The organism is Flavihumibacter sp. (assembly GCF_036676075.1).
GTDB lineage: Bacteria > Bacteroidota > Bacteroidia > Chitinophagales > Chitinophagaceae > Flavihumibacter.
This window is the reverse complement of sequence record NZ_JAKFDQ010000010.1, coordinates 115672-141230: the sequence shown is the minus strand read 5'-3', so window position 1 is coordinate 141230 and position 25559 is coordinate 115672. Positions and strand designations below refer to the sequence as shown.

22 protein-coding genes are annotated in these 25559 nt (G+C 45.8%); 10 read left to right on the top strand and 12 right to left on the bottom strand.

The window, feature by feature from the left end; translation table 11 throughout:
• Nucleotides 1–6 precede the first annotated feature (6 nt).
• The 4 genes from V6M43_RS12135 (at nt 7) to V6M43_RS12120 (ending at nt 3659) form a co-directional block, all read left to right on the top strand.
• On the top strand, nt 7–558 hold the full coding sequence (locus V6M43_RS12135) for a PepSY-associated TM helix domain-containing protein (RefSeq protein ID WP_332735604.1): 552 nt from the start codon (nt 7–9) through the stop codon (nt 556–558).
• A 63-nt stretch (nt 559–621) separates the two neighbouring features.
• Nucleotides 622–2832, top strand: a complete 2211-nt coding sequence (locus V6M43_RS12130) for a heavy metal translocating P-type ATPase (RefSeq protein WP_332735603.1) — start codon at nt 622–624, stop codon at nt 2830–2832.
• A 17-nt stretch (nt 2833–2849) separates the two neighbouring features.
• The gene (locus V6M43_RS12125) at nt 2850–3413 is read left to right on the top strand and encodes a helix-turn-helix domain-containing protein (protein WP_332735601.1); all 564 of its coding nucleotides are present in this window, start codon (nt 2850–2852) and stop codon (nt 3411–3413) included.
• Between the two features lie 18 nt (nt 3414–3431).
• The gene (locus tag V6M43_RS12120; RefSeq protein WP_332735599.1) at nt 3432–3659 is read left to right on the top strand and encodes a heavy-metal-associated domain-containing protein; all 228 of its coding nucleotides are present in this window, start codon (nt 3432–3434) and stop codon (nt 3657–3659) included.
• Here the strand turns inward: V6M43_RS12120 and V6M43_RS12115 are convergent.
• The 8 genes from V6M43_RS12115 to V6M43_RS12080 all read right to left on the bottom strand — a co-directional run bounded on the left by V6M43_RS12115 (nt 3656) and on the right by V6M43_RS12080 (nt 11905).
• Complete coding sequence (locus tag V6M43_RS12115; RefSeq protein WP_332735597.1) at nt 3656–3853, bottom strand: hypothetical protein; 198 nt, start codon at nt 3851–3853, stop codon at nt 3656–3658. The genes V6M43_RS12120 and V6M43_RS12115 overlap by 4 nt on opposite strands.
• A gap of 66 nt (nt 3854–3919) precedes the next feature.
• Nucleotides 3920–5710 (bottom strand): AMP-dependent synthetase/ligase, encoded by a 1791-nt coding sequence (locus V6M43_RS12110; RefSeq protein WP_332735595.1) that lies wholly within the window; start codon nt 5708–5710, stop codon nt 3920–3922.
• Nucleotides 5711–5873: 163 nt separating this feature from the next.
• Nucleotides 5874–6518, bottom strand: a complete 645-nt coding sequence (locus V6M43_RS12105; protein ID WP_332735593.1) for a YceI family protein — start codon at nt 6516–6518, stop codon at nt 5874–5876.
• A 357-nt stretch (nt 6519–6875) separates the two neighbouring features.
• Nucleotides 6876–7892 carry a tetratricopeptide repeat protein gene (locus V6M43_RS12100; RefSeq protein ID WP_332735592.1) on the bottom strand — a complete coding sequence of 339 codons (1017 nt, stop codon included), beginning with the start codon at nt 7890–7892 and terminating at the stop codon, nt 6876–6878.
• Nucleotides 7893–9122: a DUF1015 domain-containing protein gene (locus V6M43_RS12095; RefSeq protein WP_332735590.1), complete on the bottom strand. Its 1230-nt coding sequence runs from the start codon at nt 9120–9122 to the stop codon at nt 7893–7895.
• Between the two features lie 18 nt (nt 9123–9140).
• Complete coding sequence (gene serC / locus V6M43_RS12090) at nt 9141–10208, bottom strand: 3-phosphoserine/phosphohydroxythreonine transaminase (RefSeq protein WP_332735588.1); 1068 nt, start codon at nt 10206–10208, stop codon at nt 9141–9143.
• A 77-nt stretch (nt 10209–10285) separates the two neighbouring features.
• A complete protein-coding gene (locus tag V6M43_RS12085; protein WP_332735586.1) occupies nt 10286–11248 on the bottom strand; it encodes a zinc dependent phospholipase C family protein in 963 nt (320 codons plus the stop codon).
• Nucleotides 11249–11251: 3 nt separating this feature from the next.
• Entirely contained in the window at nt 11252–11905 is a 654-nt protein-coding gene (locus V6M43_RS12080) for a DUF502 domain-containing protein (RefSeq protein ID WP_332735584.1), read from the bottom strand.
• 193 nt (nt 11906–12098) lie between these two features.
• On the opposite strand from V6M43_RS12080, the gene V6M43_RS12075 reads away from it, so the two are divergent.
• The 5 genes from V6M43_RS12075 to V6M43_RS12055 all read left to right on the top strand — a co-directional run bounded on the left by V6M43_RS12075 (nt 12099) and on the right by V6M43_RS12055 (nt 19860).
• Complete coding sequence (locus V6M43_RS12075) at nt 12099–12731, top strand: TetR/AcrR family transcriptional regulator (protein WP_332735582.1); 633 nt, start codon at nt 12099–12101, stop codon at nt 12729–12731.
• Nucleotides 12728–14152, top strand: a complete 1425-nt coding sequence (locus V6M43_RS12070; protein ID WP_332735580.1) for a TolC family protein — start codon at nt 12728–12730, stop codon at nt 14150–14152. The genes V6M43_RS12075 and V6M43_RS12070 overlap by 4 nt, the downstream gene beginning before the upstream one ends.
• Nucleotides 14153–14178: 26 nt before the next feature.
• Nucleotides 14179–15342, top strand: a complete 1164-nt coding sequence (locus V6M43_RS12065) for an efflux RND transporter periplasmic adaptor subunit (protein WP_332735578.1) — start codon at nt 14179–14181, stop codon at nt 15340–15342.
• A 74-nt stretch (nt 15343–15416) separates the two neighbouring features.
• Nucleotides 15417–19031, top strand: a complete 3615-nt coding sequence (locus V6M43_RS12060) for an efflux RND transporter permease subunit (RefSeq protein WP_332735576.1) — start codon at nt 15417–15419, stop codon at nt 19029–19031.
• 31 nt (nt 19032–19062) lie between these two features.
• A complete protein-coding gene (locus V6M43_RS12055) occupies nt 19063–19860 on the top strand; it encodes a TIGR00266 family protein (protein ID WP_332735574.1) in 798 nt (265 codons plus the stop codon).
• Nucleotides 19861–19863: 3 nt separating this feature from the next.
• Here the strand turns inward: V6M43_RS12055 and V6M43_RS12050 are convergent, their stop codons facing one another.
• Nucleotides 19864–20712 (bottom strand): alpha/beta fold hydrolase, encoded by an 849-nt coding sequence (locus V6M43_RS12050; protein WP_332735572.1) that lies wholly within the window; start codon nt 20710–20712, stop codon nt 19864–19866.
• Between the two features lie 32 nt (nt 20713–20744).
• Here V6M43_RS12050 and V6M43_RS12045 point away from each other — a divergent pair, with 32 nt between their 5' ends.
• Nucleotides 20745–22211, top strand: coding sequence for an amidohydrolase (locus V6M43_RS12045; protein ID WP_332735570.1), 1467 nt, complete (start codon nt 20745–20747; stop codon nt 22209–22211).
• Nucleotides 22212–22217: 6 nt separating this feature from the next.
• Here V6M43_RS12045 and ricT read toward each other — a convergent pair whose 3' ends face one another.
• From ricT to V6M43_RS12030, 3 genes are read right to left on the bottom strand one after another with little or no spacing between them, the layout of a single operon-like run.
• Nucleotides 22218–23714: a regulatory iron-sulfur-containing complex subunit RicT gene (gene ricT, locus V6M43_RS12040; RefSeq protein ID WP_332735568.1), complete on the bottom strand. Its 1497-nt coding sequence runs from the start codon at nt 23712–23714 to the stop codon at nt 22218–22220.
• 55 nt (nt 23715–23769) lie between these two features.
• Nucleotides 23770–25005, bottom strand: a complete 1236-nt coding sequence (locus V6M43_RS12035) for a DNA polymerase III subunit (RefSeq protein WP_332735566.1) — start codon at nt 25003–25005, stop codon at nt 23770–23772.
• Nucleotides 25006–25017: 12 nt separating this feature from the next.
• The gene (locus tag V6M43_RS12030; RefSeq protein WP_332735564.1) at nt 25018–25530 is read right to left on the bottom strand and encodes a glutathione peroxidase; all 513 of its coding nucleotides are present in this window, start codon (nt 25528–25530) and stop codon (nt 25018–25020) included.
• Nucleotides 25531–25559 lie beyond the last annotated feature (29 nt).

Below are 25559 nucleotides of genomic sequence, written 5' to 3'. Positions count from 1 at the left end.
TGATGAATGAGCAGGTCAACACAGGCAAGACTGTTGCGGCAAACCCGCAGAATTCATCGGTGGACAGGCATCGCGCTTTTCCTGTTTTTTATAGTGATTGGGATTACAAGTGTGTTGTTGGGGTGGAAGAAGAATTCGGGTGGTTATCTGCTTGCCGCCACCAGCACCGGTAGCCAGATGAATGCTGCCAACTGGTTATCGCTCGATAGCCTGCAGCGGCTGGCGGTTACATATCGCATCAATAAAGGGCATACTGCATCCAACATTGATCGCATTGATATAAGGCCCGATAAGGGCATTGCAAAAGTTCTCTTCAAAGACAGTTATGATGCGCTGCAGCTCGATATGGCAACGGGACAGGTGCTGCTGGAAGAAAAGCGAAGGGCCGACTTTATTGAACATCTCCATGATGGCAGCATTGTAGATGAATTGCTGGGATTAAAATCGGGTGCCTTCAAACTGATCTATACTACAATCACGGGACTTGCATTATTAACGTTTTCACTCACCGGTTTCTGGCTCTGGTATGGTCCGCGGCGGATGCGGCATAGTTCCTAATTATGTAACAATCATCCCGTATACTGTAATGACCGCGGGCTCTTTTTGAGGGAACTTTGGGTCATGAAAAAGATTAACCTACCTGTAACCGGCATGAGCTGCGCATCCTGTGCCATCAGTGTGGAAAGCATGGTGGCAGCACAGGATGGAGTTGGTGCCGCTACAGTTAATTTCGCGGCCAAGCAGCTGCAGGTTGAATACGATCCCGCCCTCATCAATACCACCCAGATGCAGCAGGTGGTGCAATCCATCGGCTACGATCTCATCATTGATACCGACAATGTTAGCGAAAAGCAGGAGGCAGCCCTTGCCAATCATTACCAGGATCTTAAAAGGCGTACCCTAAGGGCTGCTATCCTCACAATACCTGTATTCATTATCGGGATGTTCTTTATGGACATGCCCTATGCAAATTATATCATGTGGGTGCTTAGTACCCCCGTGCTTTTTTATTATGGTGCTTCCTTTTTCAGGAATGCCTGGAAGCAGGCAAAGTTTGGCAAAGCCAATATGGATACCCTTGTTGCACTCAGTACCGGGGTGGCGTATAGCTTCAGCGTTTTCAATACGCTTATTCCGGAATTCTGGCACCAGCGCGGATTGCATCCCCATGTTTATTTTGAGGCGGCAGCCGTAGTGATCGTTTTCATTATGCTGGGTAAACTGCTTGAAGAAAGGGCTAAAGGGAATACATCTTCCGCCATTAAAAAACTCATGGCCCTGCAGCCTAAAACTGTTTGGGTGGTGCAGGATGGAGTGGAAAAGGAGATCCCGATTTCTTCCGTGCAGGTGAACGACCTGGTGCTTGTAAGGAGTGGAGAGAAGATTGCGGTGGATGGTATTGTGGAGAGTGGATCTTCATATGTTGATGAATCAATGATAACCGGTGAACCTGTTCCGGTGCATAAAGAAAAAGGAGTTGCTGTATTTGCAGGAACCATCAACCAGAAAGGAAGTTTCCGTTTCCGTGCCGAGAAAGTTGGTGCCGGAACAATGCTGGCCGGTATCATCCGGATGGTGCAGGAAGCACAGGGCTCTAAGGCTCCGGTGCAGAAACTCGTAGATAAGATCGCCGGCATTTTTGTTCCGGTGGTTATTGGAATAGCCTTGCTCACGCTGGTTGCCTGGCTGGTGCTGGGGGGTGAAAATGCGCTTACTCACGGACTGATGGCAATGGTGACCGTGCTGGTTATCGCTTGTCCCTGTGCGTTAGGGTTAGCAACGCCAACCGCTATTATGGTGGGCATGGGCAAGGGTGCTGAAAATGGTATCCTCATCCGCGATGCCGATAGCCTGGAGAGGGCCCGTAAAGTAAATGCACTGGTGCTTGATAAAACCGGAACCATTACTGAGGGTCGCCCCGAGCTTATGGGAATTAGCTGGGAGAAGGGCGTGGAAGAGAAGCGGGTTTTGCCTATCTTATACCAGCTTGAGAAGCGATCAGAACATCCGCTGGCAGAGGCTGTAGTGAAAGCACTTGCCTCTGTTGCTGATGAGTCGGCAGATATCCAGAATTTTCATAGTATTACCGGGATGGGCGTGGAAGGAAAATCTGGCGGAAAAGAATACTGGGTGGGAAATAATAAATTGGCGCGGATTAAAAAGGCTGCTATCAGCCAGCTGCTCGACGAGCAGGCGGAGAAGGGTAGAACAGCCGCGTATACGGTGATCTATTTTGGTGAAGAGAATAAGGTGCATGCAATTCTCACGATCGCTGATAAGGTAAAAGCAACATCAGCGGAAGCTGTAAAGGCATTGCAGAACATGGGTATTGAAGTGCATATGTTCACCGGTGATAATGCGCATACGGCAGCAGCAGTGGCTCGCGAAGTGGGGATCCAGTCATTCCGCTCAGAAGCCCTGCCCGATGATAAACAGGCATTTGTTGCGAAATTGCAGATGGAAGGTAAAGTGGTAGCCATGGTAGGAGATGGGATCAATGATTCACAGGCACTGGCGCAGGCAGATCTTGGTATCGCAATGGGTAAGGGATCTGATATCGCGATGGATGTTGCTAAAATGACACTGATATCTTCCGACCTGCTGCAGATACCGAAAGCATTAAAGCTTTCAGGAAAAACGGTGATGGCTATACGCCAGAATCTGTTCTGGGCTTTTATCTATAACCTTATTGGTATACCGGTTGCTGCCGGACTGCTCTATCCTGTTAATGGCTTCCTCCTGAATCCTATGATTGCAGGGGCTGCCATGGCGCTTAGTTCAGTTAGTGTGGTGGCCAATAGTCTAAGACTGAAATGGAGTAAGCTTATATAATTTCTAAAACCTCGCAGATGAAACTTTATATCCGGAATATGGTTTGTAACCGCTGCAAGTATGTAGTGAAGACCGAGCTTGAGAAACTTGGGGAAGAAGTGCTGGATATTGATCTCGGCGAAGTGGAACTTAAAGGCGAACCAGATGCAAGCCAGTTGGAATTGATTTCGAAGGTGCTTGCCGGTTTCGGATTTGCGTTGATCAATGATAAGGCATCCCGCACTATTGAAGCTATCAAAACCACTATAATTGAAGCTGTAAAGGATCCGGAATTGCTGGAACAAAAGAATCTCTCCGATATATTGACCACAAAACTTAACCGTGATTATTCATCACTCAGTAAGTTGTTCTCAGAGGTGGAAGGCATAACCCTGGAACAGTTTTTTATTCTGCAAAAGATAGAGCGGGCAAAAGAAATGCTCGTTTATGACGAGATGAGCCTTACCGAGATATCTTATGAATTGGGATACAGCAGTGTGGCACATCTCAGCAGCCAGTTCAGGAAGGTAACCGGCTTAACGCCGAGCCATTTCCGGAAGCTGCGGGTGAAACCAAGGAAATCACTCGATGATCTTATTTAAAAATTAAACACGAAATATATGACACACCAGTATGAAGTAAGCGGCATCACCTGTGGCGGATGCATCAGCAATGTTACAAAAGCGTTGGAAGCTGTACCGGGAGTAACCGCGGTGAGGGTTCAAAAGGAAAGTCCACAGGCAACTGTTACCATGTCGGGACATATCCCCACAGAGCAGCTTGCCGAGGCGGTAAAGGCCTATGGCAATTATATACTTACTGAGGCAGTGCCCGGTAAGAGTAATTAATGCTTCTTCTTTCTTTGTCCGGGAGCAAAAGGCTTGGCCGATTTGGTTCCATAAACCTTCTTGGCATGGCCGGGAGGCATATGGTAAAAATGCTTGCGGTGGGGCGGTCCTTTACGAACTATAACGGTGCGGCTGCAGGAACTCAGGGCAACAGACCCGATAATAGCAAGGGCCAGGATAGAACGGAACAACATAGGTATACGAATTGATCTCCAATAATAACGCAAAAAGATTCAGAAAAGTATGTGAGGCTAAGGTGATTAGGTGTAGATCCGCTCAATAGCATCCTGGTATTTCTCCATGATCACCTTGCGCTTGAGGCTCATCTTGGGAGTGAGTTCGCCGGTATCGATGCTCCAGTCGAGCGGCAGCAGCTCAAATTTCTTGATCTGCTCTACCTGGTTGAAGTACTTATTGAAATTTTCTACCAGGTCCTTATAGAGCTCCACCACCTTAGGATGGCGGATCATTTCTTCATTGGTAGTATAGGCAATATTATTCTGCCGGCACCAGTCTTTCAGGTTAGGAAAGGAGGGTACAATAAGTGCACTTACAAATTTTTTATCGGCCCCAAGCACCATGAGTTGTTCCACGTACAAAGATTCTTTCAGCCGGTTCTCAATAGGTAGTGGCGCAACATATTTTCCACCACTGGTCTTGAACATTTCTTTCTTGCGATCGGTGATCTTGAGGAATTTATTATCCACGATCATCCCGATATCGCCTGTTGAAAACCATCCATCTTTAATCACTTCTGCAGTAAGATCGGGGCGTTTGTAATAGCCCATCATGATATGCGGCCCCTTACTCAGGATCTCGCCGTCTTCGGCGATCTTCACTTCAACATCATCGAGTAACAATCCCACCGTACCAAATTTTCTTCCCGCTTCGGTATAACGGTTCACAGAAATAACGGGGGAGGTTTCGGTAAGTCCATATCCTTCGAGGATCGGAATTTTTGCAGCAGTAAATATTCTTATGAGCTTCACCTGGCAGGCTGCTCCACCACTCACGATGGCCTTGATATTTCCACCAAGTGCCTCGCGCCATTTGCTGAACACAAGTTTATTGGCCAGGGATAGTTGTGCCTTGTACCATACTCCCTGGTTGGTATCGGGATTGTATTTGTCGGCCAGATCATGCGCCCAGTAAAACAGTTTTTTCTTGATGCCTTCCAGTTCCATGCCTTTCACCATGATCTTTTCATAGACCTTTTCCAGCAATCGCGGTACCGTGGTAAAGAGGGATGGCTGTACTTCTTTCAGGTTATCTCCTATGGTCTCGAGGCTCTCCGCATAATATATATGTGTTCCCGAGAACATATATATATAGGTGACCATCCTTTCGAAAATATGATTGAGCGGAAGGAAACTCAGCGAGCGCTGGCCTTTTACTCCAATCTCTGTGAAAACAGGATTGATGCTGCTCATCACATTGCTGAGAATATTATTGTGCGATAACATCACCCCTTTTGGCGTTCCCGTGGTGCCGGATGTATAGATAATGGTTGCGAGATCCTCTGATTTTATTTTATCTGCAATCCCTTTGATGAGGGCTTCTGCATCGGGTGAGGAAGCATGAATTACATCTTTCCAGTGCGCAGCATTGGCAACATGTTCAAAAGTGAAAATATGTTTGAGGGATGGCACCCTCGATTGTACACTGAGTAATTTAAGGTAGAGGTCTTCATCATTCACAAAGGCGAGTTTCACCTGCGCATCATTCAGTACAAATTCCAGTTCCTTCACATTAATGGTGGGATAGAAGGGTGTTAACACAGCACCGATCTGCTGCACAGCCAGGTCAACCATCATCCACTCGGGACGGTTCTTTGAAAGGATCGCAACTTTATCTCTTCCCTGCTCGGTCATATCACCGCAACTGATTCCCAGGTTAAGCAATCCCCCGCTTAATTTATTCACCATCTCCGAAACCTCTTTCACGGAGTATGTGCGCCACTGGCCATTTTCCTTTGCGGCCATCATTCCCTGGTCAGGGTTCTGCTCCAACTGGTATTCAATACAATCAAAAAGTCTTTTAGGCTGGTCCATATGCAATCGATCGTTGATGAGAAGTTTTACTGCTCAAATATATGCTTCCGCTAACAATTTAGGCATTCCACCTTAATGATGAGGGATGGCGACAGATAAAAAAAACCGGCAGGTTTACCCTGCCGGTTACATCCAACTCAAAACATCACTAGAAAAAAGCGAGTTATAATTTGTTGGCGTTGATGTTCAACTTGATATTCACCTCGGGACGGATCATTTTATCGCCCAGGCTCTGGTCGTTACCATAGAACATTCCCCACTGGGTACGGTCAATATTGAAGCTGGCAGTTGCAGATACCTTGTTGTCAGCAATTGCAACCTTTGCCGGGAAGCTTACATTTTTGGTGCTATCCTTCAGGGTAAGGTTACCGCTGATTTTGTGGGTAGCGCTGCTGTCGTTAGCAATTGGTTCAACACCTGTGATCTCAAATTTTGCAGTCGGATATTTTGCTGCATCAAAGAAATCTGCACTCTTCAGGTGACCTTCCAGTTTCTCTTTTCCTTCACCAGCTTTCAGGTCCTGGTTGTTCAGGGAATTGATATCAATGGTGAAATTTCCTGCCGCGATGTTGCCATCTGCAATGCTGAAATTACCATCAGTGATCTTGAAAGTTCCGTTGTGCTGACCAACCGGCTTACTTCCCAGCCACTCAACTGCACTTGCAGTGGTGTCGATGGTGAATGATGCGCCGGCGGCTGTTGCTGCCTCCTGCTTTTCGGCAGTTGTTGCTTCGGCTGCTTCGGGTGTTGTGTTACAGGCTGTTGCGATTGCTGCAATGGCAGCTGCGAATAAGAATGCTTTTTTCATTGTGTGTATAAAATTTTCAGTTTCGAATGCAAATATAGGGCTTCTAGCTGGTTTAATGTTTAGACATTAAACTAAAGAAATGCTAAATAGAAGTAATGGGCGAATGTTTCCAGCGGGATTTACTCAAAATATGGGATCGCAACCCTCCCATTTGGAGACACATGAATAGGAACAATTCTATTATACCCTGAGAATCAATTAGATGGAGTTATGGTATTTCGATATTATTCAACCAAACTAGTTGCACTGTTGTTGCAAAACAGTCTGAAACTCCCTGCCCGCGCGGCTTTTGAGAAATATGAGACAAGGTTTAGACAAGGATTAGACAACTATTAGACATATATAAAGGGAGGTGAATCACCTGTAATTCTGCCCTTCCGGAAGTTTGAAAACCCTTCCTTTCTGGAAATTGCTGAAGGCATCATAGGCTTTCTGGTTGGCGAGCGTCCAGGCCTGGAACTCCGAAAGGTTCTGCGCTGCCCCGAAGATCCACTGGTTATATGCATCAAACAATCCTTCCTGCAGCAGCTGGCGATGATATTCGAATAACCTGAAAGGATATTTCACCGGCTCCTTTTCAAACCAATCGAGGATAAAGCGGGTACGCATGATGGTGATGGACGGAGTTGTAATTCCCGAACCAACAACTGCAGCGTGTTTATTCAACAATCCAGTGAAAGCCATCTCAAATCCATTTGATTTATCCGGAGCTTTCATCCCATTCATATTGGTATAATATTTCTTATACGCATCCAGTAGCAGTTGCTTTATTTCAGGCGTTCTCCTGCTATAACTCTCGAGGTTCAGGAAGATCTCACCATATAATAATGCCCATGTTTTATCGGGACTGCGGTAATAATGTTTTGCAGCATTATAATAGTTGCCGGAATAATTCGGATCTACCGCAATGCCTTTTTCCCATTGCTCTGCCGCCTCTTCATATTTCTTTCTTCCATACAACAGCTCGCCATATTCATTGTAGAGCACACCACTTTTCGGATATGCTTCTATCCCTCTTTTATACAAACGTTCTGCTTCTTTTATTTCTTCAATTGCCCTGTAGGTGAGTCCCAGTAACTGGAAACTCCTCAAATCAGCCCCTGGCTTATCAGTAAGTTGCCGGCCATACTGCATGGCATTACCATAATCGGCAGAGAGATAATAATTAAACAGCAGGTCATTCTGGATCTCCGTGTTAGCGGGAGCTTGCTCCAATGCTTTCTTGTATACAAGGGTGGCATTGGCATAGTCGCCCGACTGCATAAATGTTCTCCCCTTCTGGTGCAGACTGGCAGCGTCTTCCTGCGCGTGCGCAACCATTGAAGCAAGGAAAAAACTAATGGCCAGTATAATCTTCTTCGGGATAAATTTCATTTACTCGTAGATTAAATGGGTAAGTAAACCATCGCGCAATTTAGGTTCAAACCAGGTGCTTTTTGGTGGCATAACATTGCCACTGTCGGCAATATCAAAAAGCTGCTGGATGCTCACAGGATGCAGGCTGAAGGCAACTTTCATCTCACCACTATCAACACGCTTTTCCAATTCCTGCAATCCCCTTATACCACCAACAAAATCGATTCTCTTATCGGTACGCTGGTCATGTATATCAAGTAATTTGCTCAATATCTTATCTGATAATATAGTTACATCAAGAACACCAATTGGATCTTCTGAATAACTGCCTTGCTTAGCGGTGAGTTTATGCCATTGTCCACCAAGATACATGCCGAATTCATGCAGGTGAGTAGGAGAGAAGGCAGAGGGCATTCTTTCCACTTCAAAATCTTCATAGAGAGCGCGAAGAAAATCCGCTTCCGACTGATTGTTCAGATCTTTCACCACCCGGTTATAATCCATGATATGCAATTGTGCAGCAGGAAATAATGTAGTGAGGAAATAATTTGCATTATCGTGATAACCTGCCTCCAGTGACTGGCGCACTTTTGCTGCAGAGGCAGCACGGTGGTGGCCATCTGCTATATAGGTGAATGGCACACTGCTATTGAAGAGATCGCTGATGTTGCTCACGGTATTTTCATCATCTACAATCCACACGCGGTGACTGATACCATCTGCTGCAGTGAAATCATATACGGGTGCAGATGTTTTCCATTTTTCAATCAGCTCATTGAGTGCATCCACATCGCGGTATGCAAGGAATACATTACCTGTTTGTGCCCCGCTGGTGCGGATATGGTTGATGCGGTCCTGTTCTTTTTCAGGCCTTGTATATTCATGTTTTTTGATGATATCCTTTTCATAATCATCAATGGAAGAAACAGCTACTAATCCGGTTTGCTGCCTTCCCTGCATAACCAGTTCATAGATATAATAACATGGCTTCTCTTCACGAAGCAGAATGCCTTCTTTCCTGAATGCTTCGAGGTTGGTCTTGGCCTTTTCATATACTTCAGGAATATGTATATCTGCTATGCCGGGAAGGTCGATCTCCGATTTGGTGACATGTAAAAAGCTATGGGGATTTGATGCTGCCTGCGCGGCTGCCTCGGCAGAATTCAAAACATCATAAGGTGGCGCCGCAACAGATGCTGCTGCATTGGGTTGTGGGCGTAATGCCCTGAATGGTTTTATTATTGCCATGATATCTTCAGTATATTTTTATCCGTTCTTGTTTGCAAAATCTTTCATGAGGTCGGTCAGTACAACAACACTTTCCAAAGGCAGTGCATTGTACATGCTCACGCGGAAACCTCCTACAGAGCGATGTCCTTTCACGCCATACATTCCATTTGTTTTACAGGTTGCGAGAAATGATTTTTCCAGTTCAGCATCGGGCATGGTGAATACGGCATTCATCAAACTCCGGTCTTCCACTGCCACCGGCAAATTGAATATGGGGATGGCTTCCACAGTATCATAAAGAAGCTTCGCCTTCTGCTCATTAATTTCCTGGATAGCTTTTACTCCACCCAGCGCTTTCAGCCATCGCAGCGTGAGCATACATACATATACAGCAAAAACCGGTGGTGTATTCAACATGGAGCCATTCTTAATATGCTCGCGGTAGTCCATCATGGTGGGGAGCTTTCTGCCAACCTTGTTGAGTATCTCATTATCAACGATCACCAGGTTTACTCCAGCCGCGCCAATATTTTTTTGTGCGCCTGCATAGATCAGAGAAAAGCGGTTGAAATCCATAGTAGTGCTAAGTATATCACTGCTCATGTCGGCCACCAGGGGAATACTTGTTTCCGGAATGGCATGCATCTGTGTACCCTCAACTGTATTGTTTGTTGTATAGTGGAAATAGGCAGCATCTGATGGAATGGCATAACCCTTAGGGATATACGCATAGTTCCTGTCTTTTGAACTGGCCACTACATCCACGCTTCCATATAGTTTAGCTTCCTTAATTGCCTTTGTACCCCATACCCCGCAATCGAGGTAAGCAGCTTTTGCATTATCATCGAGCAGGTTCATGGGAACCTGGAAAAACTGGGTGGAAGCTCCTCCATGGAGAAACAACACTTCCTTATTACTATCCAACCCCATGAGTTCTTTTACAAGGGCCTGCGCCTCATCCATCACCAACTGAAATGCATCGGTGCGATGGCCGATCTCCAGGATGGAGAGCCCCATATTATTGTAGTTAACTATTGCTTCACTTGCCTGCCTGAACACTTCTGCCGGCAGGATGGATGGTCCTGCATTGAAATTATGTACCACGTTGCTTGCGTTTGGTAAGAGCGCAATTTCCTTAAAAAATACCATATCCCGAAGCTATAAAACATCTCAGTAATTGGTCAGTCGCATGATTTGCCCTTGATAGTTTGGTGCCGCCATTGCTGTTCGAGGCTGTCGACGGCAGGATACATGCCAGGCGTTATTAACTTATTTAGTTTTTTCAGGTCTGGTTGTCCGGCGTTCACCCAAGCGGTATACCATATACTTGCAACAGCGTGAATGGCCTGCCGCATCCGCCTTTCCACCATCCCCCGCAGCACTGCATCATAGCGGCGACTATAGAAAGTTGAATACTGCCTTATCACTACCTGGTTACGCCATTCCCAGGCATATTTTTTATCAGCAGAAATTGCTGCAGATAATTCAGCTTCCATCATTAAGACAGAATCAACAGCAGCGGCACTTTCCAGGATCGATCGCCATATATATTCCGCGGGCTTATCTATATAAATGGCTTTCCCCGTAAACAGGTCCCACTCATTGTCGGCAAGCAATTCGGGCAGTCGGCTCTCCCAGAAAGCGTGTATACCATGCTGGTTGGTGAATTGTCCGTTGTGGTTGGAGCTGGTATGCAGTGGCACATGCGCATCACCGATATAATGACCCAGATCAGCAGCAATACGGAGGATCTTATCCGTTTCCGCATTCCGGAAGGCCTTGGTCAAAGAACTCGTGAGCTGCAGTATGCGCCAGGGAAGAATGCCATGTGCCTGAAGGCTATCCTCTGAATATTTTGCAACGGCCTCCTCCCACTTGCGGGGAAGGTCATTGAAGGGCCATGCACCATATTTATCAAGATCAATATAATGGCGGGGGGCTTCTGCTTTAAGGATATAACGGCGCTTGTCTGCATCAACGGCATGCTCCCTAATGTACTCCAGCCGGGGCTTGAAGAGTACCAGCATCTCGGGCGGCAGCAGGTAGATGGCATATTCATTAATGCGCTTATGCCCGAAGAAACCCCAGCAATAGAGATCCTTTACCGGTAGCAATAATGCCACCAGCATCAATATCCGAATCATAGATCATCTGCCCTTTTTAGCGGGCTGTCCTTCTGAATCATGTGCGGGTTCGGCCACACCGCCCGATACCACATATTTCATGGCATCAGCAGCTTTGATATGTTCTATGGGCCTCACCCTGCTGCGGGGAACAAGAAATGTTTGTCCCGCAAAGGAGTATGAAAGAGGTATATATACAGTGATATAATCCTGGAAGCCGAATTCACTTGCATCTTCATCGGTTACAAACCCTATCTGGAAAACATCTTCCTGGTAAATGGAAACGGCAACCGCTTTATTGAATTTGCGCTTGTTACCGGCAAAGGCTTCAAAGAAATCTTTTATCGAACTATAGATGAATTTCACGCCGGGCGCGCGTTCCAGCCAGTGATCAAAGAGGCTGAAAAGGCGGCTGGTGATGAAATTGGTACTGAGGTATCCCAGAACAATAAGGCCTATAATGATGGCAACGAAACCGAGTCCATAATTCCGCGTGATGATGTTGCCGGCACTGTCGCGCACTTCAAAAATAGGGATCAGGTTATCTATGGATGTCACGAACCAAAAGATCAGGTAACCGGTTATCACTACCGGTGCAGTTACGAGTACGCCCTGCAGGAAATACTGGAAAACTTTTCTCCATCTCCAGCCATCGGTTCTTACCGGTTGATTGTCCATACTATAGTTTCAACTGCAAACCTACTAAATGCCATGCTATGCTCACATGATAATTTCACGGAAAACTGGCAGGTGTTTTGTCGGTTTTTTTCAAATCCTTCACCGGGGGCTTTATTGTATTTATGTTATGAATGGCAGAAAATGATGATGGAAACTTTGGTAACGATAAAAGTTTCCATAGTTTTACAGCCCCATGACAGAAATCGATAACAGGGAGCGGATACTGGAAATGTCCAGGGATATGTTCATGCGCTATGGCATCAGGAGCGTTAGCATGGATGATATTGCCGGGGCGTTGGGTATGAGCAAGAAGACCATCTACCAGTATTTTGCCGACAAGGAGGAGTTGGTTTTGGCGGTGATCCGTTTCAAGACCTGTGAGTCGGAAGAGTTATGCAAGGTCGACAATGAAAATGCAGCAAACGCCATAGATGAAATGTTCAGGGCCATGGATATGGTGGAACATATGTTCAGGACCATGAACCCGGCAGTGCTGTTTGATCTTCGCAAGTATCATCCCGCCGCCTTTGGAATACTGGAACAGCATAAGAACGAATATCTCTACAATACTATCCGCAATAACCTCGAGTGGGGCATTCGTGAAGAACTCTATCGCCCTGAGATCAATGTTGATATCATCGCGAGGTATCGTGTTGAAAGTATGCTGCTACCCTTTGATCCGTCTTTCTTAAGCAGGCAGAAGGCGAATCTTGCAGATGTGGAACAACAGGTGCTGGAGCATTATCTCTTTGGCATCGTTACGTTAAAAGGTTATAGACTGGCTCTGAAGTATCAACAAAAAAGACGTAAACAAGCTCAAAAATGACAAAGCAAATGAAAAGAGTATGGATGAGATTCCCGTTTATTACCGGGTTGATCTTTTCCATGATCACCGTGTACAGCCAGGACGAAAAAAAAGTTCATTCATTCACCATTAAGGATGCTGTCAATTATGCAAAGCAGAACAGCAACCAGGTGAAGAAGGCGCTGGAAGATATCCGTATACAGGAGCAGGTAAACCGGGAGGTTACCTCCAACGCCCTGCCACAGATAACAGGATCGGCCGCGCTGAATTATTTCCCCCGTGTTCCGGTGCAGAGCTTCCCCAACTTTATTGCCGCAGCAACCTATGGCGTTCTGGAAGAGGAGGGCGTAAAGGATGGCGATGGCAATGCCATTGTATCACCCGGCGATTTTGGATTTGTGCAGGCACAGTTTGGTACCAAATGGAATGCCAGTGTTGGGATTGCATTGAACCAGGTTTTGTTTGACGGACAGGTATTTGTAGGTCTCCAGGCCCGTGATGCAGCCATGTCGCTTGCACGTAAAACCAGCGAGATAACGGAAGAAACAATCGCCATCAATGTCCACAAAATTTATTACCAGTTACTGATCGGTCATCAGCAGATTGAATTGTATCATGCCAATATCCAGCGATTCGAAAAGTTGTTGCATGATACAAGGGAGATCTACAAAAATGGTTTTGCGGAGAAGCTGGATGTTGATAAGGTGAGTGTTTCACTTACTAACCTGAAAACGGATAGTCTTAAGCTCAATACACAATTGGCAAATGGATACCTCGGACTCAAAATGCTGATCGGTATGCCACTACGTGATAGTATTATTCTTGCAGAAGAACTCACAGAAGAACTCGTCAAGAACCAGATACTTGATACGGCGTATGATTATAAAGATCGCCGCGAGTACCAGTTGCTGGAGATCGGAAAAGAATTAAATGAGTTCAATGTAAGGAGATACAAACTGAGTTATATCCCCACAGTTGCTTTATACAGCCAGCTCAACACGCAGGCTTTACGAAATGAATTCAATTTCTTTAAGTCGGGCGGAATGTGGTTTGCCAACAGCCTTGTGGGCCTTCAGATCAACGTTCCCATATTTGATGGGTTCAGACGAAGCGCACAAATTGCCCAGGCAAAATCTGAGGTCAAAAAAACACAATATGATATTGAACTCCTGAAGCTGAATATCGATTATGATGTGGCTTCTTCGCGTAACCGTTTCCGTGATGCGGTTCTTGCAGTGGATGCACAGAAAGATAATATGCAACTCGCTGAGCAGGTATTTGACCAAACGAAAAAGAAGTATGAGCAGGGGCTTGGGTCAAACACAGAAATCAATAATTCACAAACAGAACTTAGGCTGGCGCAGACAAATTATTTCGCAGCACTCTATGATGCAGCCATAGCAAAAGTTGATTACCTGAAGGCAGTTGGGAAAATCTATTAATTAAACCTGATCTATAAATAGCAAATATGCAAACGAGAATAAATCAATTACTGACTGCAGCGATAGTGCTCCTGGCTATGGCTTGCGGATCGGGTAATGCCAATAAGCAACTGGAAACAAAAAAAGCTGAACTGACTAAACTAAAAGAAGAGCAGAAAAAGATCGATGAGAAGATCATAGTTCTGGAAAAGGAAATACTCGCACTCGACCCGGCTTCCGCCGTGAAGGAGAAGCCCAAGCTTGTTTCTCTCACTACTTTATCAACCGCGCCTTTCACCCATTATATAGACCTGCAGGGTAAAATTGATGCGGAGAATGTTTCTTATGTAACACCCAGAGGAATGGGTGGACAGGTAAAGGCGATCTATGTTAAGACAGGCGATGTTGTTTCAAAAGGTAAACTTTTATTGAAACTTGATGATGCTGTTATAAGGCAGCAGATCGAAACAGCTAAAACACAGCTTGGCTTCGCGAAGAATTTATACCAGCGGCAGAAGAATCTCTGGGACCAGAATATTGGTACCGAGGTGCAGGTTATTACAGCAAGGAATAATGTTGATCAGGCGGAGAGGCAGATCGCCATACTGAATGAGCAATTGTCAATGTCTAATGTATATGCCAATGTGAGTGGTATTGCTGATGAAGTGAATATCAAAGTGGGGGAAACATTTACGGGTTCACCCATGAATGGCATTCGCATTGTAAACTCCAACAACCTGAAAGTACTTGCACAGGTTCCGGAAAATTATCTCGACAAGGTTAAAGTTGGTAGTCCGGTGGTCGTTACCTTACCCGATATCGGCAAATCGATAACCACTAAAGTAAGTGTTGCCGGAAAACTCATTGATCCCAACAGCCGCTCATTTTATATTGAGGCCAAAATGCCTGCTGACAAGAGTTTGAGACCAAACCAGATCGCTAAGGTGCGGATTGAAGATTATACTGTTAAAGATGCCCTGACCATACCCGTGAATGTTTTGCAGAATGATGAAAAGGGAAAATTTGTATTGGTGGCCGTGAATGAAAACGGACAGTTGCGTGCAAGAAAGCGGGTGGTTACCATCGGCGAACTATATGGTGAGCAGCTGGAAATTCATACTGGTCTCCAGGCGAATGATGTGCTGATCACGGAAGGTTTCCAGAGTTTGTATGACGGCCAGCTCATTAGTACAGAGGCCGGTGGGATCTAATGTTGAAAGATGAACAGTAAAAGGCATCAGAGCAGTAGCAAGCAATAATCAAATAAACCAGCAACTATCCTTCCATGTTCGATAATATAAAACATACGTTCAAGCAATTTGGACCAACAACCTGGAGTATCCGCAACAAGACCTCCATCTACCTGATGATGGTATTTGTGAGTCTTGCAGGCGTATTCCAGTTTGTAACGCTTCCAAAAGAACAGTTTCCCGATATCGTGATCCCTACCATTTATGTTCAAACCATTTATGTAGGTAATTCACCCAAAGACATAGAGAACCTGGTAAGTCGCCCTATTGAAAAACAGATCAAGGGAATTACCGGCGCCAAAATAAAAAAGACAACATCTACTTCGCAGCAGGACTTCAGCGCCATCATGGTGGAGTTTGACACTGATGTAAAAACAGATGTTGCCCTTCAGAAAGTGAGGGATGCGGTGGATAAGGCAAAAAAGGATCTGCCTACCGACCTCACGGAAGAACCTACAGTATTAGAAGTCAGTTTTTCTGAGCAGCCAATCATGTATGTGAACCTCAGTGGTGATTATGACCTGGTGCGGTTAAAAGAGTATGCAGATGAACTGCAGGACAGGCTTGAGGAACTACCACAGATCAACCGGGTTGATCTTGTAGGTGCACCTGAAAGAGAGTTCCAGATAAATGTTGATAATGCCCGTATGCAGGCTTCCAATATCACTTTCGATGATATTGCCAATGCTGTAGGCAGAGAGAACCTCGATATTTCTGGTGGCTTACTGGAAGTGGGAAATATGAAAAGAAACCTGCAACTCAAGGGCCAGTTCAAAACTGCTTTTGATATACAGCAGGTGATCGTTCGAAATACTGGTGGCGCACCAATCTACCTTAAGGATATCGCATATATAGTTGACACGGTAAAAGAGAAAGAAAGCTATGCCAGGTTGAATGGTAAGAATGTAATTACGCTAAATATCATCAAACGTGCAGGGGAGAACCTGATAGAAACATCAGATGATGTAAAAGCTATTGTTGAAGACCTGAAGCGAACACAATTTCCAAAGGATCTGAACATGGTTATCACGGGTGATCAGAGCAAGGCTACCCGGGTCTCATTCAATGACCTTGTGAACTCTATTGTTATAGGATTTGTACTGGTACTTATCATCCTGATGTTTTTCATGGGTGTTCTCAATGCGTTCTTTGTAGCGCTGAGTGTACCACTGAGTATGTTTGTGGCCTTTCTTTTCTTACCGGCAGCCGACCTTATTGTAGGAGGGCATGTTACACTCAACTTCATCGTACTCTTCGCCTTACTTTTTGGGCTTGGTATCATTGTGGATGATGCAATTGTGGTCATCGAAAATACCCACCGCATATTTGTGGAGGGACATGGAAAACTAAGTGCCGAAAAATCGGCGATGATGGCAGCTGGTGAAGTATTTGTTCCGGTGCTTGCAGGAACACTTACAACATTGGCACCTTTTATACCGCTGTTATTCTGGCCGGGTATCATTGGTAAGTTCATGATCTACCTGCCCACGATGCTGATATTTACATTGACTGCATCACTTGTTGTGGCGTTCATCATGAACCCTGTATTTGCAGTTGATTTCATGGTGCATGAGGACAAGAAGGAGCCAAAGTCTGCGTTCTTCCGGAAAAAGGGATTCTGGATGACGCTTGTTCTTGGACTTATACTCCTCATCTTAGGATTTACAATTGGCAAAGATGTACCCGGAGCTACCAATATGTATTTCTTCTGGGGTAACCTGCTGTTGTTCTTTTTAATTCTGGGTGTTTTCAACAGGTTTGTGCTGGAAGATATTATTAACGGTTTCCAGAACAAGGCATTGCCATGGATCATGAGCCGTTATGAAACGCTGCTTCGCTGGTCACTAACCGGATGGCGCCCTGTTAAACTACTGGTAGCAACATTTGCCTTGCTGGTGTTTTCTGTTTTCTTTTTCGTGATCAGGAATGTACCGGTGGTATTCTTCCCGAGTGGCGATCCCAATTTCGTGTATGTATACCTGAAACTTCCTGTGGGCACTTCAGTGGAATATACTGATTCGGTAACCCAAACACTGGAGCAACGCGTGTATAAGGTACTTGGGATGGAAAATGGAAAAGAGAATCCTATTGTTGAGTCGGTGATCTCCAACGTTGCTGTTGGAGCGAGTGATCCGATGAGTGGCGACAGGAGTACGCGTGCAGAGCTGGGTCGTATACAGGTGTCATTTGTTGAATTCGAAAAGCGTCATGGGGTATCAACCAAACCATTCCTTGATTCGATAAGGCAGGTGGTGAAAGGGATACCCGGTGCCGAGCTAAGTGTTGCACAGGAGCAGGGTGGTCCGCCAACTGATCCGCCCGTCAATATAGAGATCGCCAGTGAAAATTTTGATGAACTGATTAAGACTTCTGTTGGATTAAAGAACTATCTCGACTCCATCCAGGTGGCTGGAGTGGAAGAGCTTAAGATGGATGTTGACCTCACCAATCCCGAGATATCACTTACCATCAACCGCGAACGCGCACTGATAGAAGGTGTATCATCAGCACAGGTGGGTATGCAAATCCGGACTGCATTGTTTGGTCGGGAGATATCGAAAATAAAAGATGGTGAGGATGAATACAAGGTTCAGTTGAGAAACAATTCGCTGCAGCGGAATAATCTTACCGACCTTCTCAATATGAATATAGTATTCCGCGATTTTGCAAGCGGCGGAGCGATCAAGAAAATTCCTATCAGTTCGCTGGTAACCGTTGATTATACCAGTACGCTTGGTAGTGTGAAAAGAAAGAACCAGAAGCGTGTGATAACGCTGCGTTCAAATGTATTGTCGGGTTATACGCCAACAGAAGTGAACGAGCGGATAAAAGATCATATCGATAATTATAAGGTGACTGCAGAAAATGTAAGTATAAAACAGACCGGTGAAGGAGAGCAGCAGGCAGAAACAGGGGCGTTCCTGGGGAAGGCATTGGTGATTGCGCTTATGCTTATCCTGTTCATTCTTGTATTACAATTCAATTCGGTGAGTAAGCCGGTGATCATTCTTACTGAGATCGTATTCAGTGTGATCGGTGTGTTGCTGGGTTTTGGTATTACCAAAATGGAAGTAAGTGTGGTGATGACGGGAATCGGTATTGTGGGACTGGCAGGTATTGTTGTTAAAAACGGGATCCTCGTCATTGAGTTTGCAGATGAGCTTCGGTCAAGGGGAATGAAAACAAGAGAAGCTGTAATACAGGCAGGTAAAACCCGTATCATTCCGGTATTGCTAACTGCTCTTGCAGCTATCCTCGCATTGATTCCACTGGCTGTTGGTTTCAACATCAATTTCATCACACTGTTTGCAGAGCTTAATCCGCATATTTTCTTTGGAGGTGATAATGCTGTATTCTGGAAACCACTGAGCTGGACGATAATTTTTGGTCTTGCTTTTGCTTTCTTCATGACCCTGGTGATAGTGCCGGCGATGTATCTTATTTCTGAAAGATTACGCCGCCCGATGCGCCGCCAGTATGGTGGTAAGTGGATCAGCATGTTGGGTATCCCGCCAATGACAATATTATTTATTCCACTGGTGTTTTTTACCATGTTCCGTCATTTGGCGAATGTTGGCAGACGACGCAGAAGAGTACAGGGTGAGCAGGGTAGCAGTGCATATGAACGATTTATCGGAAGCTGGTTTTAATAAAAGCGTTTCTTTTTAATAATTTTGAACAATGAGAAGTAATCACGAAATCGATTATCACATCCATGGTGAAGAGATGCAGTTCGTAGAAGTTGAACTGGATCCCAATGAAACCGCCATTGCAGAGAGCGGGAGCTTTATGATGATGGACGATGGCATTCAGATGGCCACAATATTCGGAGATGGATCCCAGCAAGCCAGCGGGGGTCTTCTCGGAAAACTGATGAGCGCAGGAAAGCGTATACTCACGGGAGAAAGTCTTTTCATGACAGCATTCACCAATGCTTCTGTAGGTAAGAAAAAAGTAAGTTTTGCTTCTCCTTATCCGGGGAAAATAATTCCACTTGACCTGTTACAGTTAGGCGGCAGGATCATCTGCCAGAAGGATGCATTTCTTTGTGCTGCGAAAGGGGTTAGTGTAGGTATTGCCCTTCAAAGGAGACTGGGTACCGGAATCTTTGGGGGCGAAGGTTTCATCATGCAAAAACTCGAAGGAGATGGAATGGCGTTTGTGCATGCGGGTGGTCATGTTTTTGCACGTGAGTTAAAGCCGGGAGAAACCTTAAAGCTCGATACAGGTTGTGTTGTTGCCTATACGCAGACAATTGATTTTGATATTCAGTTTGTGGGTGGTATCCGGAATACCATCTTTGGTGGCGAAGGATTATTTTTCGCAACACTTAGAGGTCCGGGTACTGTGTGGATACAAACATTACCTATCAGCAGGCTTGCAAGCCGTATCATGCAATATGGAACTACCACCAGGAAAGAGGAGGGAGGAATACTTGGCGGACTCGGCAATGTACTTGATGGTGATGGCTGGAGGTAAATTTTATTGTTTCCTGTCAACTGATAACAAATAATCTCTCACGCTTTCAAAAGCGGTCCATGGAATAAAATGCCCGCCGGAGATCCAGGCTGTATCGAGCTTTGCTGATCCGGTGAGCATTTTCATTCCGAAATCTACATTGGATGGAGGAACCCATTTATCGGATTCCCCATGAATAAACAATACTGGAGCCCGCATTTCGGCAAGTCGTGGTTTCATTATTTTCAGATCTTCCTTAAGATAGATCAGTTCTTCATTGGATGGCCTGAAGGCTCCGGGTAGAAGTAACTTCAGCGGCGTGTGCGCAACTACATAACGCCAGCGCTCCGGCTTTTCCAGGGCAGGATCTATACTGCCTGAAATGATTACAAGTCCGTCGGAAATACCTGGACTGTCGAGTTCGAGTTGCAATACAGTGGCGCCTCCCAATGAATGCCCCACCAGCCAGAGAGGTTTACCATTTTTAAAAGATCTTATAACAGGCAACATCAGGGCGGATTGCTGTTGCTGGTTTATGGCTTTGCCGAAATTACTGTAACCGAACCCAGGTCTGTCAATACTTATCATCCTGAATCTTGACAAGAGCAGGCTGTCGGCATGATAAGGCTCAAAGGCTGTCCAGGAGCCCGGTGTACCATGTATGAATACCAATGTTGGTAGTGTATCTGCACCAGATTGTACATAATGTATGGTATAGTCTTCCGACTTTACATATCGTGTTTTCAGTTCAATGCCTTTCTCCCTGAAATCGGCGATGACCTTTTTGTCGGGGGTTCTGAAAGTGAAACAGCTTTGAGCTAACACCAGCCAAAGTGCAAGTACCAGTATCAATATGGGAACTGTTCTCTTCATAAAAACCTAAATTGTAAGATCAATTATAAGCAATGATCAATAGCGTTAAATTAATCTTTTCCTTGTTGATTGTGTTTGCATCGGGTTCAGTGCATGCACAAAAGAAAAAAGAAGCAGGTGGCCTCAGTGGTTTAAAACAGCAGGCGGTGAAGGATATTGATTCACGGTATTTACAGTATAAGGATATTGCTTTAGCTATCTGGGAACACGCTGAGTTGGGATATAAAGAGGTGAAGAGTTCCACATTATTGCAGAAGGTGTTATCCGAAAATGGATTTACTGTAGAAGCAGGTGTGGCTGGTATTCCTACAGCTTTTGTTGCTACTTACGGAAGCGGGCAGCCGGTGATTGGTATTCTGGCAGAGTTTGATGCATTACCGGGGTTATCACAGCAAGCTATACCCGAAAAATCGCCAGCCCCTGGAAGGAGCTCGGGACATGGTTGTGGTCATAATCTTTTTGGAACGGCTTCCGTTGCAGCGGGTATTGAGTTGAAGCAGCTGATTGATCAATATAAATGGAAGGGCACCATTAAAGTTTATGGTACTCCGGCCGAGGAAGGAGGGTCCGGAAAAGTGTATATGGTAAGGGAGGGATTGTTCAAAGGGGTTGATGCTGTGATCCACTGGCATCCGGGTGATGAAAATGCTGTTTGGCTAGAAGGTGCGCTGGCGAATAAATCGGCCAAGTTCAGGTTTTATGGAACAGCCTCGCATGCATCTTCTGCGCCTGATAAGGGCAGATCAGCGCTTGATGGCGTTGAGGCCATGAATAATATGGTGAACATGATGCGCGAACATATTCCTTCATCAGCAAGGATTCATTATGTGATTACCCAGGGTGGCAAAGCTCCTAATGTAGTACCGGAGTTTGCAGAGGTTTATTACTATTCGCGACACCCCAACCGCGAAATAGTTAAAGATATTTTTGACCGGATCGCCAAAGCAGCAGAGGGAGCTGCCTTAGGAACGGGAACCCGTACCGATCATGAAATTGTTGGGGGTACACATGATATCCTGCTGAATAAATCATTGGCCGAGGTGATGCATAAGAATATGGTGCTGGTTGGTGGAGTTTCTTATTCAGCAGAAGAACAGGAATTTGCGCGTAAGCTTCAGGCTGGATTCGGTTTTGCCGCGCCGCCGGTTTCGGATGCAGGAATAATAAAGCCCTATGACAGGCCTTTACCAGAATCCATTGGCTCTACTGATGTGGGAGATGTAAGCTGGAATGTGCCAACTGTGGGTATGGCCGCGGCAACCTGGGTGCCTGGCACCCCTGCTCATAGCTGGCAGGCAGTTGCTTGTGGCGGTACGGAGATCGGCACGAAGGGGATGATGGTAGCAGCCAAGGCGATGACCCTGACTGCTATTGATCTATTTAATGACCCTGCCATGCTTAAGAAGGCTATGATTGAATTTGAGTTGGCGCGTGGTGAAAACTTCCAGTATACACCACTGTTAGGAGACAGAAAGCCGGCATTGAATTACCGGGATTAAGTTTCCTTATGCGCCTCCTTCCTGGGGCCCATCTATTTTAGGTGGGCGTGGTTGCTGAGGTCTTCCACCTTGCTGGGGTGGACGATTACCCGGACGTTGTTCGCGTGGTGGCCTTGATTGAGGATTTTGATCCTGACCTGGACCACCCTGGGGACGGCCCTGCCTTTGTTGTGGCTGTTGACGGGGTTGACCCTGTCCACCTTGCCCCTGTGGCCGCTGTTGACCACCTGGCCTTGGACCACCCTGACCAGAACGATCTCCCCCTCCGGAACGATCACCTGGTGCGGAACGATCGCCACCCTGAGGCCTGTCGCCCGGCCCAGCTGGTCCACGCTGCTCGCGTGGTGGCTGACCACCGCCTTTAGGGCCTTGTGGTCGCTGTTTCTGCTGCTGCTGCTGACGCCTCTTCCTATCATTTTTTTCGAGACTGCGAAGGCTTATCTGACCAACAACATCAACAAATTCCGGTTCCACCTCCTTAGGTTTGGAACTGGTCACATCAACCGGCTCTAACTCATCGGGTATGATCCCCTGCGCATTCAGCGACTGGATCTTCCTGACACGGTCTATGGTCAATGGGTATTGTTTATTGCTTTCAGGCAATACATACCACATCAGGTTCTTAAAAATATCTTTTTTGATAAGTGTGGCGACCCCACGGGCTACCTTGATATTGTCTGCCCTCTCAGGAAAACCCTGTAAGGCGTCAAGGTAGGTATCAAGCTCATAATTAAGGCAGCATTTCAGTCTGCCGCACTGTCCGCTCAGTTTAGTCTGGTTAATACTCAGGTTCTGGTACCTGGCTGCTGTGGTATTCACACTTTTAAAATCAGTAAGCCATGTGCTGCAACAGAGTTCGCGGCCGCAGGAGCCTATTCCACCTACCTTGGCAGCCTCCTGACGGGCACCTATCTGCCGCATCTCCACTTTCACCTTGAATTCGCCGGCATATATCTTGATCAGCTCACGGAAATCAACCCGGTCGTCGGCTATATAGAAAAAAGTGGCTTTACGGCCATCGGCCTGAATCTCCACCTCACTAACCTTCATCTCAAGTTTTAATTGCCGCGCAATGGCACGTGCACGAATCAGGGCTTCTGCCTCGCGGGCCTTATTGATCCGAAGCAATTCAATATCTCGCTCATTTGACCTGCGCAACACTTTCTTCATCTCGGGGTCAAATTCATTTGCCCCCCGCTTTTTGAGCTGAACGCGTACAATTTCACCTGTCAGATTGATCTCGCCTACATCAACCCCGCTAACGCCTTCTACCGTTACCTGCTCTCCTTTCTCAAAATGCTGGAGGGCGTTATTACGATAAAAATCTTTACGGCTACCATTATTGAATGATACTTCAACTACTCTACACGCGGATTCAGGATCTGCGAATGGCAGGTTTTGCAACCAATCGTAAGCATTCATCCTGTTACATCCCCCGGTAGAACATCCCCCGTTGCTTTTGCAACCATTTGGTGTTCCTGTTCCACAACTACTGCATCCCATATATAGATAAAAAAATGAATGTGAATAAATTAGATTCTACAAATATAGGCGAAAACTACCACGGCCTCACTGTGGCTTTATCACGGAGAACATGGAAGAGTTTGAGACTGAGCGCATGGAAGAGAATTTTTGCATTGGCGTTGCGCTCAATATAATAGGAGGCCTTGTCGAGTTCTTCCACGATGGCCTCCTGCTGTGAGATATCGGCCATTTTATTGATCCTGAGTATAAAATCCTTCTCGGTAAAGGGAAGGCTTTGCGCCCATTCACTTTCCTCCCCCAATATCCTGATCCGCACGGCCATTTCTACCAGGTGGTTGAAATAGCGCAGAAACTGCTTCTGCTTTTCCCTTCCCATCTTGCTGGTTTCATCGATCCATTTCACTAATGCAATAGGCCCGTTTTTAAGAATAGCGTTCAGCCATTCCCGAACCAGCTGCAGCCAGTCTTCGCCGGCATGATTAAGCTGCTGTAATGCCTCCCGGTAATTGCCATCACTGATTGCTGCCAGTTGCCTTGCCTGCTCCTTATCAATTCCTGCCTTTGCAACAAGCTGACCGGCGATAGATCTGTTATCAAGGGCGGGGATCTTGACCAACTGGCACCTTGAAAGAATGGTGGGCAGAATCAGGGATTCGTTTTCGGCCACCAGGATGAACAGGGTGTTGGCAGGGGGCTCTTCAATAAGTTTCAGGAGTTTATTGCCTTCTTTGCCCAGCATTTCAGGCATCCACATGATCAATACCTTGTATTTGCTTTCAAAGGTCTTCAGGCTAAGTTTCCGGATAATATCATTACACTCTTCTGCTGTGATATTTCCCTGCCTGTTCTCTGCATTGATTGATTGCAGCCAGTCGTACAGGTTTCCATAGGGGAGCTGTTTGATAAAATCGCGCCATGCAGTAATATAGTCCGTACTGGTTGGCTTGTCTCCTGATTTTTTAGGAAGCACGGGGTAGGAATAATGTATGTCGGGGTGAACCAGCGCTGCTGCTTTAGTACAGGCAGAACATATACCGCATGCGTCAGCAAGCATTTCAACTGGTTGCTGCTCGCCAGGTGCATCATCAAACAGGGCAGGTGCGAAAAGATCGGCTGATATATCATTTGCGTTTAAGGAGCGTTGCACCTTTTCACAAACAATATATTGCGCAAAAGCAAGGGCCAGAGGTAGCCCACCAGTTCCTTCTTTAGCCAGAAATAAAAGAGCATGGCTCAGCCTGTTGTGCTGAACCATGTCTGTTAATTGAGCTTTTATTTCAGATTGACCAATTACATCGGCAAATAACATGCGGCGAAGATACTAATTCAGGTACTTGGTGATCTCCGGATCGGTAGGTTTCACTTTACTTGGAAATACTGCTATAAGTTTTCCGTTCTCATCAATGAGGAATTTGGTGAAATTCCATTTGATCGGATCTTCTACGCCTAGTTTGGCAGCTTCTTCGGTCAGGTATTTGAATAGTGGGTGGATATCACTTCCTTTAACAGACACCTTCTCAGCCATTGGGAATTTCACCCCAAAATTCTTTTTGCAAAATTCCCCGATCTCTGCATTTGAGCCGGGTTCCTGATCGCCAAAATTGTTTGCCGGAAAGCCTATCACCGCAATCTTATTACCATATTTTTCATACAGCTCCTGGAGGTCTGAATATTGTTTGGTATACCCACATTTTGATGCGGTGTTTACTATCAGCATTTTCTTTCCTTTGAACTTAGCGAGGTCAAGTGGTTTCCCATCAAGACCATTAACCTTGAAATCATATATACCAGTGCTGGCCAGCACGATCAATGAAACAAGCAATGTTTTTAACATATGTGGAGTTTATAAATTGAATAACAAAT

What these genes read in the sequence shown, in the direction of transcription:
- V6M43_RS12135 (WP_332735604.1), top strand. Translation starts at nt 7, where the DNA reads ATGAGCAGGTCAACACAGGCAAGACTGTTGCGGCAAACCCGCAGAATT.
- V6M43_RS12130 (WP_332735603.1), top strand. Translation starts at nt 622, where the DNA reads ATGAAAAAGATTAACCTACCTGTAACCGGCATGAGCTGCGCATCCTGT.
- V6M43_RS12125 (WP_332735601.1), top strand. Translation starts at nt 2,850, where the DNA reads ATGAAACTTTATATCCGGAATATGGTTTGTAACCGCTGCAAGTATGTA.
- V6M43_RS12120 (WP_332735599.1), top strand. Translation starts at nt 3,432, where the DNA reads ATGACACACCAGTATGAAGTAAGCGGCATCACCTGTGGCGGATGCATC.
- V6M43_RS12115 (WP_332735597.1), bottom strand. Translation starts at nt 3,853, where the DNA reads ATGTTGTTCCGTTCTATCCTGGCCCTTGCTATTATCGGGTCTGTTGCC.
- V6M43_RS12110 (WP_332735595.1), bottom strand. Translation starts at nt 5,710, where the DNA reads ATGGACCAGCCTAAAAGACTTTTTGATTGTATTGAATACCAGTTGGAG.
- V6M43_RS12105 (WP_332735593.1), bottom strand. Translation starts at nt 6,518, where the DNA reads ATGAAAAAAGCATTCTTATTCGCAGCTGCCATTGCAGCAATCGCAACA.
- V6M43_RS12100 (WP_332735592.1), bottom strand. Translation starts at nt 7,892, where the DNA reads ATGAAATTTATCCCGAAGAAGATTATACTGGCCATTAGTTTTTTCCTT.
- V6M43_RS12095 (WP_332735590.1), bottom strand. Translation starts at nt 9,122, where the DNA reads ATGGCAATAATAAAACCATTCAGGGCATTACGCCCACAACCCAATGCA.
- V6M43_RS12085 (WP_332735586.1), bottom strand. Translation starts at nt 11,248, where the DNA reads ATGATTCGGATATTGATGCTGGTGGCATTATTGCTACCGGTAAAGGAT.
- V6M43_RS12080 (WP_332735584.1), bottom strand. Translation starts at nt 11,905, where the DNA reads ATGGACAATCAACCGGTAAGAACCGATGGCTGGAGATGGAGAAAAGTT.
- V6M43_RS12075 (WP_332735582.1), top strand. Translation starts at nt 12,099, where the DNA reads ATGACAGAAATCGATAACAGGGAGCGGATACTGGAAATGTCCAGGGAT.
- V6M43_RS12070 (WP_332735580.1), top strand. Translation starts at nt 12,728, where the DNA reads ATGACAAAGCAAATGAAAAGAGTATGGATGAGATTCCCGTTTATTACC.
- V6M43_RS12065 (WP_332735578.1), top strand. Translation starts at nt 14,179, where the DNA reads ATGCAAACGAGAATAAATCAATTACTGACTGCAGCGATAGTGCTCCTG.
- V6M43_RS12060 (WP_332735576.1), top strand. Translation starts at nt 15,417, where the DNA reads ATGTTCGATAATATAAAACATACGTTCAAGCAATTTGGACCAACAACC.
- V6M43_RS12055 (WP_332735574.1), top strand. Translation starts at nt 19,063, where the DNA reads ATGAGAAGTAATCACGAAATCGATTATCACATCCATGGTGAAGAGATG.
- V6M43_RS12050 (WP_332735572.1), bottom strand. Translation starts at nt 20,712, where the DNA reads ATGAAGAGAACAGTTCCCATATTGATACTGGTACTTGCACTTTGGCTG.
- V6M43_RS12045 (WP_332735570.1), top strand. Translation starts at nt 20,745, where the DNA reads ATGATCAATAGCGTTAAATTAATCTTTTCCTTGTTGATTGTGTTTGCA.
- ricT (WP_332735568.1), bottom strand. Translation starts at nt 23,714, where the DNA reads ATGGGATGCAGTAGTTGTGGAACAGGAACACCAAATGGTTGCAAAAGC.
- V6M43_RS12035 (WP_332735566.1), bottom strand. Translation starts at nt 25,005, where the DNA reads ATGTTATTTGCCGATGTAATTGGTCAATCTGAAATAAAAGCTCAATTA.
- V6M43_RS12030 (WP_332735564.1), bottom strand. Translation starts at nt 25,530, where the DNA reads ATGTTAAAAACATTGCTTGTTTCATTGATCGTGCTGGCCAGCACTGGT.